The sequence below is a fragment of the Nonomuraea dietziae genome (assembly GCF_014195505.1).
Classification (GTDB): Bacteria; Actinomycetota; Actinomycetes; order Streptosporangiales; family Streptosporangiaceae; genus Nonomuraea; species Nonomuraea roseola.
The window spans coordinates 6990166-7001944 of sequence record NZ_JACIBV010000001.1; the positions used below are offsets into that span (position 1 = coordinate 6990166).

Annotated in this window: 8 protein-coding genes; 5 read left to right on the forward strand and 3 right to left on the reverse strand. The window is 71.8% G+C overall.

All coding sequences use genetic code 11. The annotated features are described in order from the left end of the window. Positions 1-42: 42 nt before the first annotated feature. The 3 genes from FHR33_RS33355 to ilvC are packed head-to-tail and all read left to right on the forward strand — an operon-like array spanning position 43 to position 3312. Positions 43-1779, forward strand: a complete 1737-nt coding sequence (locus tag FHR33_RS33355; protein WP_183656239.1) for an acetolactate synthase large subunit — start codon at positions 43-45, stop codon at positions 1777-1779. Next, entirely contained in the window at positions 1776-2300 is a 525-nt protein-coding gene (ilvN, locus tag FHR33_RS33360) for an acetolactate synthase small subunit (RefSeq protein ID WP_183656248.1), read from the forward strand. The genes FHR33_RS33355 and ilvN overlap by 4 nt, the downstream gene beginning before the upstream one ends. Positions 2301-2313: 13 nt before the next feature. After that, complete coding sequence (ilvC, locus tag FHR33_RS33365) at positions 2314-3312, forward strand: ketol-acid reductoisomerase (RefSeq protein WP_512700090.1); 999 nt, start codon at positions 2314-2316, stop codon at positions 3310-3312. 58 nt (positions 3313-3370) lie between these two features. On the opposite strand, the gene FHR33_RS33370 is transcribed toward ilvC, so the two are convergent. Next, positions 3371-4897 carry an MFS transporter gene (locus tag FHR33_RS33370; RefSeq protein ID WP_183656249.1) on the reverse strand — a complete coding sequence of 509 codons (1527 nt, stop codon included), beginning with the start codon at positions 4895-4897 and terminating at the stop codon, positions 3371-3373. A 134-nt stretch (positions 4898-5031) separates the two neighbouring features. On the opposite strand from FHR33_RS33370, the gene FHR33_RS33375 reads away from it, so the two are divergent. Continuing rightward, on the forward strand, positions 5032-8190 hold the full coding sequence (locus FHR33_RS33375; protein ID WP_183656250.1) for an AfsR/SARP family transcriptional regulator: 3159 nt from the start codon (positions 5032-5034) through the stop codon (positions 8188-8190). 522 nt (positions 8191-8712) lie between these two features. Here FHR33_RS33375 and FHR33_RS50785 read toward each other — a convergent pair. Together FHR33_RS50785 and FHR33_RS33385 are read right to left on the reverse strand one after the other, a co-directional pair. Further along, positions 8713-9519 carry a CAP domain-containing protein gene (locus FHR33_RS50785; RefSeq protein ID WP_183656252.1) on the reverse strand — a complete coding sequence of 269 codons (807 nt, stop codon included), beginning with the start codon at positions 9517-9519 and terminating at the stop codon, positions 8713-8715. 950 nt (positions 9520-10469) lie between these two features. After that, complete coding sequence (locus tag FHR33_RS33385; RefSeq protein WP_183656254.1) at positions 10470-11324, reverse strand: NAD(P)H-binding protein; 855 nt, start codon at positions 11322-11324, stop codon at positions 10470-10472. Between the two features lie 113 nt (positions 11325-11437). Between FHR33_RS33385 and FHR33_RS33390 the strand changes: the two genes are divergently transcribed. Next, on the forward strand, positions 11438-11776 hold the full coding sequence (locus tag FHR33_RS33390) for a transposase (RefSeq protein WP_183656256.1): 339 nt from the start codon (positions 11438-11440) through the stop codon (positions 11774-11776). Positions 11777-11779 lie beyond the last annotated feature (3 nt).

The window sequence follows — 11779 nt, forward strand, 5'->3', positions numbered from 1 at the left end:
TTTTTATGTCCTCAGTGCTCAAAGCCACGCAAGGAACGAGCGATGACCGAACGGATGACAGGTGCACAGGCCCTCGTGAGGGCACTGGAGCACGTCGGAGTCGACACCGTGTTCGGGATCCCTGGCGGCGCCATCCTTCCCGCCTACGATCCCCTCTACGACTCGACCAAGGTTCGTCACGTGCTTGTACGGCACGAGCAGGGTGCCGGTCACGCCGCTGAGGGATACGCCCAGGCGACGGGCAAGGTCGGGGTGTGCATGGCGACCAGCGGCCCTGGCGCGACGAACCTGGTGACCCCCATCGCCGACGCCTACATGGACTCTGTGCCGATCGTGGCGATCACCGGGCAGGTGACGAGCAGCCTGATCGGCACGGACGCCTTCCAGGAGGCCGACATCTCCGGCATCACCATGCCGATCACCAAGCACAGCTTCCTGGTCACCGACGCCGCCGAGATCCCCCGCACGATCGCCGAGGCCTTCCACATCGCCTCCACCGGCCGTCCAGGCCCCGTTCTGGTCGACATCTCCAAGGACGCGCTGCAGGCCGACACCACCTTTGTCTGGCCGCCTGTCATGCAGCTGCCCGGCTACCGCCCCGTCACCAGGCCGCACTCCAAGCAGATCCGCGAGGCGGCCAAGCTCATCGTCGAGTCGAAGCGGCCCGTCCTCTACGTCGGCGGCGGTGTCCACAAGTCGGGCGCGTCGGGTGAGCTGATGAGGCTGGCCGAGCTGACCGGCATCCCCGTCGTCACCACGCTGATGGCCCGCGGCACCTTCCCCGACAGCCACCCCCAGCACATGGGCATGCCCGGCATGCACGGCAGCGTCTCGGCGGTCGGCGCGCTCCAGCAGGCCGACCTGATCATCGGGCTGGGCGTGCGGTTCGACGACAGGGTCACCGGCCAGCTGGCCAGCTTCGCCCCCTACGCCAAGATCGTCCACGCGGACATCGACCCCGCCGAGATCTCCAAGAACCGCCACGCGGACGTGCCGATCGTCGGCGACTGCCGCGAGGTCATCGCCGAGATGATCAACGCGGTCGAGGCCGAGCCCCGCAAGGGCGAGTACACCGACTGGTGGAAGACGCTCAACGGCTACAAGGAGACCTACCCGCTCGGCTACGAGGAGTTCTCCGACGGCTCGCTGGCCCCGCAGTACGTCATGGAGCGGCTGAGCGCCATCGCGGGACCCGACACCTACTTCGTCGCGGGCGTCGGCCAGCACCAGATGTGGGCCGCGCAGTTCATCGACTACGAGAACCCCGGCACGTTCATCAACTCGGGCGGTCTCGGCACGATGGGCTTCGCCGTCCCCGCCGCGATGGGCGCCAAGATGGGCCGCCCCGACGCCACGGTGTGGGCGATCGACGGCGACGGCTGCTTCCAGATGACCAACCAGGAGCTGGCCACCTGCGCGATCGAGGGCGTGCCCGTCAAGATCGCGATCATCAACAACGGCAACCTCGGCATGGTCAGGCAGTGGCAGACGCTCTTCTACGACCAGCGCTACTCCAACACCAACCTGCAGGCGAAACTCAGGATCCCCGACTTCGTCAAGCTGGCCGAGGCCTATGGTTGTGCGGGCCTGCGCTGCGAGCGGCCCGAGGACGTCGACGCGGTCATCAAGGAGGCCATGGAGATCAACGACCGTCCCGTGGTCGTCGACTTCGTGGTCCACCAGGACGCCATGGTGTGGCCGATGGTCGCCGCGGGGACCAGCAACGACGACATCAAGATCGCCCGGGACATGGCGCCGAAGTGGGAGAGCGAAGAATGAGCAAGCACACTCTGTCGGTGCTCGTGGAGAACAAGCCGGGTGTCCTCGCCCGGGTCTCCTCGCTGTTCAGCCGGCGCGGGTTCAACATCGACTCGCTGGCGGTCGGGCCGACCGAGCACGCCGACATCTCCCGCATGACCATCGTCGTCAGCGTCGAGGAGCTCCCGCTCGAGCAGGTCACCAAGCAGCTCAACAAGCTGGTGAACGTCCTGAAGATCGTCGAGCTCGACACCTCGCAGTCGGTGCAGCGCGAGCTGATGCTGATCAAGGTGAAGGCCGACGCCGACAGCCGCTCGCACGTCCTCGAACTGGTCCAGCTCTTCAGGGCCCGCTGCGTGGACGTGGCGTCCGACGCGGTGACCATCGAGGTCACCGGCACGCCGGACAAGCTCGAGGCCTTCATCAAGGTGCTGGAGCCTTTCGGCATCAAGGAGCTCGTCCAGTCGGGCATGGTGGCCATCGGCCGCGGAGCCCGTTCCATTACCGACCGGTCCCTCAGGGCACTGGACCGTACCGCCTGAAAGGTTTATGTAAGTGACCGAGATCTTCTACGACGACCACGCCGACCTGTCGATCATCCAGGGGCGGGTCGTGGCCGTCATCGGGTACGGCAGCCAGGGCCACGCCCACGCTCTGTCCCTGCGCGACTCCGGTGTGGACGTCCGCGTGGGCCTGCCCGAGACCTCCAAGAGCCGTGAGCTGGCCGAGGCCGAGGGCCTGCGTGTCGTCACCCCCGCCGAGGCCGCCGCCGAGGCCGACCTGATCATGATCCTCGCGCCCGACCACCTCCAGCGCGGCATCTACGAGAAGGACATCCAGCCGAACCTGCAGGAGGGCGACGCGCTCTTCTTCGGCCACGGCCTCAACATCCGCTACGGCCTCATCGAGGCGCCCGAGGGCGTCGACGTCGCCATGGTCGCCCCCAAGGGCCCCGGCCACCTGGTCCGCCGCCAGTACCAGGCGGGTCGCGGCGTGCCGTGCCTCATCGCGGTCGAGAAGGACGCCTCGGGCACGGCCCAGGACCTGGCCCTGTCCTACGCCAAGGGCATCGGCGGCACCCGCGCGGGCGCGCTGAAGACCACCTTCACCGAGGAGACCGAGACCGACCTGTTCGGTGAGCAGGCGGTCCTCTGCGGTGGCGTGTCCGAGCTGATCAAGGCCGGTTTCGAGACGCTGATCGAGGCCGGTTACCAGCCCGAGGTCGCCTACTTCGAGTGCCTGCACGAGATGAAGCTGATCGTCGACCTCATGTACGAGGGCGGCGTCTCCAAGATGTACTGGTCGGTGTCCGACACCGCCGAGTACGGCGGCTACACCCGCGGCCCGCGCGTCGTCACCGAGGAGACGAAGAAGGAGATGAAGCGCATCCTGGCCGAGATCCAGGACGGCACCTTCGCTCGCCAGCTGGTCGAGGAGTTCGAGGGCGGGCAGAAGGAGTTCACCCGCTACCGCGAGGAGCTGGCCGAGCACCCGATCGAGAAGACCGGCGCCAAGCTGCGCCCGATGATGAGCTGGCTCAAGGCCGAGGGCTGATCCCTCAGGGGCGCCCCGCGGTCCGGGGCGCCCCGCCTTGTTCCTCCGGCCCGCGTGGTCACCGGGCCGCGTCCACCAGCTGCGCGCCGCTCTCCGTCCTCCCGCCCGTACGGCACGCCGCCCCGCCCGCCTGCGCGGCCACCGGCGCGCCCCCGTCCAGGGGACGCTCCTCGGGGGCGCGTGGCCGCTCGCCGTCACGGACGGCGTCCCCCGTCCGCGCCAGCCGCCAGACCAGCACCGAGGCCGCCAGCGCCGCGATCACCAGCACCGCGAGCCCGGCCCGCGCCGCGCCCGTCCAGTCGGCGGCGTCGAGCACGCCGAAGACGACGGGCCCGACGACCGTGACGCCCAGCACGCCGCCGACCTCCTGCACCGTGCCGAGCACGCCCGCCGCCGCGCCCGCGTGCGCCTGCCGTACGGAGGCGAGGACCATGGACAGCAGCGGCGACATCACCAGCCCCATCCCGGCCCCCGCCAGGAGCAGCCCGGGAACCAGGGCGCCCGGCGCGCCGCCCACCGCCATGAAGGTCCACAGCAGCCCGGCGGCCAGCGCCAGCGAGCCCGCGAAGGGGAGCCGCCCGCCCAGGCGTTCGCCGGCGGCGCGCCGAGCGCCGAAAGAGGCGGCCAGGAAGCCGGCGTTGACGGCCGTGAACACCGCGCCCGAGGCGAGCGGGCCGAGCCCGCGCCCGTCCTGGAGGTAGAGGGCCAGCACGAACGACAGCCCCGACGAGCCGCCGAACAGCAGCGCCACGGCGGCGAGGCCGGTCACGAACCTGCGCTGGCGGAAGACGCCCAGGTCGAGAAGGGGCTCCTCCAGCCGCCGCTGCCTGGCGACGAAGGCGGTCACGAGCGGGACCGAGGCCGCCAGCGACGCCCACGCCCATGCGGGCCAGCCCGCCTGCCTGCCGTGGGCGAGAGGGAAGACGACCGCCACGAGGGCGGCGGCGAGAAGGGCGGCGCTCAGGACGTCGAGCCTGCCCGCGGAACGCCCGCCGGGGCCGGCGGTCCTTCCCGCGTCGGGGACGAGGCGGTGGACGAAGGCCAGGGCGAGCAGGCCGACCGGGACGTTGATGAGGAAGCAGGCGCGCCATCCGAGGCCCGCGAGATCGAGCGCGACCACGGCGCCGCCGATCGCCTGGCCGCCGACGCCCGCGAGGCCGACCGCCGTGCCGTACCAGCCGAAGGCCCTGGCCCGCTCGGGGCCTGAGTAGATAGCCGTGAGCAGCGTCAGCACCTGCGGCGCCATGAGCGCCGCCGCGCAGCCCTGCAGCACGCGCGCCGAGACCAGGAACACGGGGTCCGGCGCCAGGCCGCAGGCCGCGGACGCCAGCGTGAACAGGGTGAGGCCGATGACGAAGATCCTGCGAGGACCGTGGATGTCGCCGAGCCTTCCCGCGACGATGACGCCCGCCGCGTAGGCCAGGCCGTAGCCCGCGATCACCAGCTGGGTCGCCGACTCTCCCGCGCCCAGGTCGGCCCTGATGGCGGGCAGGGCGACGTTGGCGACGAAGAAGTCGAGCGTGGTGACGAACGCGGCGACGAGCAGGACGGGCAGCGCCCAGCGGCTTGTGGAGGCAGTGGTCATGACCGCGCCCCCGACCATGACCCGCCGGTGTTCTTACTCATGGGCAGCACTCTGCTGGCGGGTGGTTATGGATGGATTTGGGAGCGCTTACGGTGGCAGCGAAATTGTCGGAGGCCTTTGTTAGCTTGAGCGACATGCGATTCGGGGTGCTCGGCCCGCTGGCGGTCTGGTCGGTGGAGGGTAGGTCGCTGCGCATACCCGAGGCGAAGGTGCGCGCCCTGCTGGCCGACCTGCTCGCCCACGCGGGGCGGCCGGTCTCCGCCGACCGCCTCATCGACGACCTCTGGGGTGACGCGCCGCCGGGCAAGCCGGCCGCCGCGTTGCGGGTCAAGGTGTCGCAGCTGCGCAGAGTGCTGGAGGAGGCCGAGCCGGGCGGCAGGCAGCGGCTCGCCTTCGCCCCCTCGGGCTACGTGCTGCGGGTGGATCCAGGCGCGCTCGACACCCACAGGTTCGAGGAGCTCGTCGCGCGGGCGAGCGAGAGCGACGACCCCTCGGCGAGGTGCGCGCTGCTGGCCGAGGCGCTCGAGCTGTGGAGAGGCGCGCCCTACGCCGACGTCGCCGACGAGGAGTTCGTCAGGCCGGTGATCGCCAGGCTGGCCGAACAGCGGCTCGTGGCGCTGGAGGAGCACGCCGAGGCCAGGCTGGAGCTCGGCCAGCACGGGCAGCTGGCGGCCGAGCTCGCCGACCTGGTGGCCGCCCATCCGCTGCGCGAGCGGCTGCGCGCGGCGCACCTGCGCGCCCTCTACGGGGCAGGGCGGCAGAGCGAGGCGCTCGACAGCTACGCCGACCTGCGCGACCGGCTGCGCGAGGAGCTCGGCGTCGATCCGGGCCCCGACCTGGTCGCGCTGCACAGGGCGATCCTGGAGCAGGACCCCGCCCTCGCGCCCGCGCCCGCCAGGGCGCGCACCAACCTGCCCGTGCCGATGACCGGCCTGATCGGCAGGGAGGCGGCGGCGGCCGAGGTGCGCTCGCTCGTCGCCGCCCACCGCCTGGTCACGCTGACAGGGCCTGGCGGGGTCGGCAAGACCAGGCTGGCGCTCGAGGCGGCGGCCGGCCTCGAGGGGGTGGGCCCCGACGGGGTCTATCTGGTGGAGCTGGCCGCCCATCCCTCGGCAGGCTGCGTGGTCGACGCCATCGCCGCCGTCGTGGGCGTCCGCGACGACAGGGCGGCGGGACGGCGGGGCGCGGGCGCGGACGAGCGGCTGGTCGAGGTGCTGCGCGGCAAGCGGATGCTGCTGGTGCTCGACAACTGCGAGCACGTGGTCGAGCAGGTGGCGGCCGTCGCCGAGCTCCTGCTGCGCGCCGCCCCTTCGCTGCGCGTCCTGGCCACCAGCCAGGAGGCGCTGGCCATCGAGGGCGAGATGCTGTTCGCCGTCCAGCCACTCGACCTGCCCGACGGCGCGGGAGAGCCGACCGCCTCCAGCGCGGTCCAGCTCTTCGCCGCGAGGGCGACGGCCGCCGCGCCCGGCTTCACCCTCGACGACGGCAACGCCGAGGCCGTCGCCGCGATCTGCAGGCGGCTCGACGGCATCCCGCTGGCGCTGGAGCTGGCGGCCTCCCGCATGCGGGTGCTCAGCCCCGCCCAGCTCGCCGAGCGCCTCGACGACAGGTTCCGCCTGCTGGCCGGCGGCAGACGCGACGCTCCGGCCAGGCAGCAGACGCTGCGCGCGATGATCGACTGGAGCTGGGAGCTGCTGACCGAGGCCGAGCGCGTCGTGCTGCGCCGCCTGGCCGTCCATGCTGACGGCTGCACGCTGGAGGCGGCAGAGGCGGTCTGTTCAGGAGAGGGTGTGCGCCCCGCCGACGTGCTCGACCTGCTGGCCAGGCTGGTCGACCGCTCGCTGGTGGTCACCGTCGCGGGGGCGAGCGGCATCCGCTACCGCCTGCTCGAGTCGGTGGCCGCCTACTGCGTCGAACGTCTCGCCGAGGCGGGCGAGCTCCACTGCGTGAAGCTGCGCCACGCCCACCACTACCTGGCTCTGGCCGAGCGGGCCGACCTGCGGGTCGCGGGCCAGTCGCGATGGCTGGCCATGCTCGACGCCGAGAGCGCCAACATCCGCACCGCCCTCGACACCGCCGCCCACCAGGGCGCGGCCGACACGGCGCTGCGCCTGGCCAGCGCGATGGCCTGGCACCTCATGCTGCGATGCCGGTTCGACGAGGGCCGCAGAGCGCTGGTCACGGCGCTGTCAGTGCCAGGCGAGGCGAAGCGGAGCCTCAGGGCGGTCGCCGAGATCTGGCACGCGGGGCTCACGCTCCGCCTGGGCGGCTGCGACGACGTCGTGGGCCAGGCCAGGAACGCGCTCGCGGTGCTCGAGGCGGAGGGCGACGCCGTGCAGCTGGCCACGGCGCAGTGGCTGCTCGGCTTCGTCCAGTGGGGCCAGGGCGAGCTGTCGGCCAGCGCCGAGTTGCTCAGCCGGTCGCTCGCCACCTTCGAGGAGCTCGGCGACCGCTGGGGCACCGCGGCGGCCCTCACCGGCAGGGCCTTCCAGGCCACCATCAGAGGCGACTTCGCCGCCGTCGAACGCGAGGGCGGGCGCAGCCTCAGGCTCTTCGAGGAGCTGGGCGACCACTGGGGCGTGCTCCAGGCGGTCGAGCCGCTGGCCATGCTGGCCGAGATCGACGGCGACTACGAAAGGGCCGAGGGCTTCCACCGGCGGGCGCTGGCCATGGCCGAGGAGCTCGAGCTGTGGTTCGAGGTCTCCCGCAGCCTGTCGGGGTTGGGCAGGATCGCGCTGCTGGCCGGCGACTACGCCAGGGCCGACGAGCTGCACGAACGGGCCAGGCGGCTGGCGGCCGAGCAGGCGCACCCCTACGCCGAGCAGTACGCCGAGATCGGGCTGGCGCTCAGCGCGCGGCGGCAGGGCAGGTTCGAGGCGGCGGAGAAGCACCTGCGCACCTGGCTCGACTGGATCATGAAGATGGAGGGCGAGGCGGGGGCCGCGCTGCTGCTTGCCGAGCTGGGGTTCATCGCCGAGCTGCGTGGCGACGCCGAGCAGGCGCTGGCGCTGCACAGGGAGGGGCACGCCCATGCGGCGGCGACCTCCGACCCCCGGGCACTGGCGCTCGCCCTCGAGGGGATGGCGGGGGCGGTGTCGCTGGCGGGCGACCACCGGGGTGCGGCGCGACTGCTGGGGGCGGCCTCGGCGGCCCGCGAGTCGGTGGGCAGGCCGCTCCCGGCGGCCGAGCGGGGCGATGTCGACCGCGTCATCGCGCGGTGCAGGCAGACCCTCGACGAGGCGGCCTTCCTCGAGGAGTTCGCACAGGGCAACGCCCAGCCGGTGGCGGTATGAGCGGCGCGGGCTTCCCGGAACTCACGAGACGGCTCCGGTGGGGCGCTGACTCAGGAGACGGCTCCGATGGGGCGCTGACTCAGGAGACTACCTCGGCGGAGCGCTGACTCGTGGAGCCGTATGTGTGGGTTGGTGAATCGGGTGGAGCTGAGGGGCGGGCCCGTCCTGCGGCTCTCCGTGCGGAGGAGGAGGCGCGGACGGGCCCGCGGGGGAGCGCCGGGTGGGGGCGGTTGGGGGTACCCGACGCGAGTTGGCTTCAGCGGGTTCGGCTTGGGCGGGCTGGCTTCGGCGAGGCTGCTTCGGCGGTTGGCTCTGGCAGGTCGGCTTCGGCAGGTCCGCTGGGGCGGGCTGGCTTCGGCAGGTCCGCTTGGGCAGGTCGGCTTCGGTAGGCCCGCTGGGGCGGGCTGGCTTCGGCAGGTCGGCTTCAGCGGGTCGGCTTCGGCAGGTCGGCTTCAGCGGGTCGGCTTCGGCAGGTTGGTTTCGGTGGGTCGGCTTCGGCGGGTTGGCTTCAGCCGGTTGGTATCAGTGGCGGGCGAAGACCTGGGTCCAGAGCGGGCCCCTGGCGTCGTGGCCGACCCCGATGTGGGTGTAGTTGCAGTTCATGATGTTGGCCTTGTGCCCGGGGCTGTTCAGCCAGCCGCGCACCACGTCTGCCGCGGTGCGCTGGCCCTTGGCGATGTTCTCGCCCCACGCGCTGATGGGCGAGAAGCCCGAGGCCTTGATGCGGTCGCCCGGGTTACGGCCGTCGGGGGAGGTGTGGTCGAAGTAGCCCTTGGCGGCCATGTCGGCCGAGTGGCCCTCGGCGGCGGCGTGCAGCTTCGGGTCGTGGGTGAGCGGCTTGCACCCCGACGTGGCCCGTGCCTCGTTCGTCAGCTTGACGACCTCCTCCTCCACGGCCGAGCCACCTGAGGGCGAACCCGAAGGAGACGGCGTGGGGGTCGCGGACGTCGTAGGAGTCGCGGTGGGCGTGGCCGTGGGGGTGGGGGCGGGGATCGGAGCGGTGTCGCAGGACAGGGCGACCACACCTGAGCGGTGCTGGTTGCCCCGGTAGTCCGTCGCCGTGACGTAGAGACGCCTCGGCACGTCGGTGCACCGGACCCCGGCGACGACGCTGCCGTTGCCGATCAGCTTCGACCCGCTCTTGAGGGTGCGGTCGGGACCAGGACGCAGCTGGACAATGCGGACGCGCAGCCGCGCCTGGTCATCACAGCCCGCCCGCGTGGCGCCACCCCTGACCGTGCCGTTGGCGTCGAGGTAGGGCTTGGCCGCGACCACGCGACAGGAGTCCTGCTTGGTCTCCGCATGCGCGGCGGCGAGCGGAGTGCTCAATGCCGCCAGACTTCCGAGGCAGGCGAGTGCCTGGAGCTGTCTGCGCACGATGTCCTCCGATGGGGTTTAGACGCTGGTTCGAGCACGCATTCTGGTCTGCACACAACGGTCATGTCACGCAAAAACCAGCGAAATCTGGGGCTCCATGTGTCCCATTCGTAATATAGGTCGCTTCGACCCCATGTAAACCCCCATCCCCACCTGCGCGTCTGCGCCCCACCAACATCGCTACCTCCCGGCCTCCTGAGAACCCGGCGCGGTACGGCAGGACCCGTCTACGAGGGCGGGCTGGGCGCGATCGGTTCACCGTCCAGATGGAGGAGGGGAGGATGGTGGAGACGCGCCGCGGACAGCCGTACGACGGGGCTGACACGATCGGGACCGACCCTGCGACGCTGCGGGCGGTGCTGGCAGGGAGCAGGAAATGGAGGCGACCGTCGCCGACGGCCGCCTGACGATCCCGGGCGACGGCACGGCGCCCCGCCGCCTCCTGAAGGCCAGGGAAGCGTCGAGTTGTAGGGAAGCGAGCCGTCGAGGCAGGCCGAGGCAGGCGACAAGCTGTAGGCCCGGAACGGTCGCGGCGGGGCTTCGAACTGAAGGCGAAACGAACCATCGAGGCGAAGGCTGAAGCAGGCGTCGAGCTGTAGGCCGAATGATCCATCGGGGTGAGGGTGGTGGCGGGCGTCGGGTTGTAGGCCGAATGAACCATCGGGGTGAGGGTGGTGGCGGGCGTCGGGTTGTAGGCCGAATGAACCATCGGGGTGAGGGTGGTGGCGGCGTCGGGTTGTAGGTCGGTCGGGCTGTCGGGGTGAGGGTGGTGGCGGGCGTCGAGTTGCAGGTCGGACGAGCCGTCCAGGCGGACAGCCGGCGAGCGGAACGTTCCCGGCGGCCCGCTCACCCGTCAGCTTCGGCGCGAGAGAGGGGCGCCTCCGGTGTGGAGGCGCCCCTGGTCAGGTCAGGTCCGCGGCGTGGTCGGCGGCCCAGCGGGACAGGGTGCGGCCCGGTCTGCCGAGAACCTTCTCCACGTCGGGCGAGACCTGCGGCGGCTCCTCCGCGTACTCGGCCTGGTACCCGAGGATGTACTCCGCGCTGCCTCCAGGAAACCCGGCCCTGATGTAGGCCGCCCGCGCCTGCCCGTACGTCAGCGCCTCGAAGCGCAGCCGCCTGCCCAGCCCCTCACCGATGGCCTCGGCCTGCCGGCGGTGGCTGAGGGCCTGCGGCCCGGTCAGCGAGTAGGCGCGCCCCTGGTGGCCGTCCTCAAGGAGGGCGGCCACGATCACCTCGGCGATGTCGGCCTCGTGGATGGGTACCCCCAGCGCGTCGGGGAAGGCGCTGCGCACCACGCCCTCAGCCCGGATCGACTCGCCCCACATGTCGAGCTTGTTGACGGCGAACTCGCCTGGCCGCACGTGGGTCCACCCCAGCCCCGACGCCTCGATGACCTGCTCGACCTCGAGGAACATCTCGTAGCTGCCGGGCCGGCGCTCGGTGACTGCCGAGGTCGACATGTCGACGACCCGGTCGACGCCTGCCTCGGCGGCCGGCTTCACGAAGGACTGGGCCTGCTCGGCGGCGCGGTCCGGGTCGAGGACGCCGGGCAGGAGGTAGGCCCGCTCCACGCCGTCGAGCAGGCCGGCGAGTGTGGAGGGAACGGTGAGGTCGCCCGCCACGACCTCGGCGGCGTCCGGCAGGCCCGCGGCGGCCGGGTTCCTGGTCAGCGCGCGCACCTGCTGTCCCGCCTCGAGCAGGCGGTCGACCACGATGCGGCCGACCACGCCTGTCGCGCCGGTTACGAGGATCCTCATGGATCTTCTCCCTTCGTCGGTGAGGGGCCGACGCTAACCCCGCAGGGACCCTCGCCGCACATGGGCCGATGTCTCATTTGGCAGGTCAGAGGCCATGCGAGAGGATCACAGACGTGGAGGCGCTCGCGCGACGACTGGTACCCGACGACTTGTGGGCGGTGGCCAGCACGCTCGTGCCCGAGCCGCGTCCGCGGCCCCAGGGCGGCGGCAGGGCCGCGGCCGACGCGCGCCAGGTCATGGTGGCGGTCGTCTACGTGGTCACGAGCGGCTGCGCCTGGCAGCACCTGCCGCACTCCTTCGGCGTCACGGTGCCCACGGCTCACCGCTGGTTCGCCCGCTGGAGCAGGGCGGAGCTGTGGCGGAACCTGCACGAGGCGACGGCGTCGGACCCCGCGCTGGCCGAGTGGACCAGGGTGATCCGTGACTGCGCGGCACGCCGTCACTACGACTGAAAA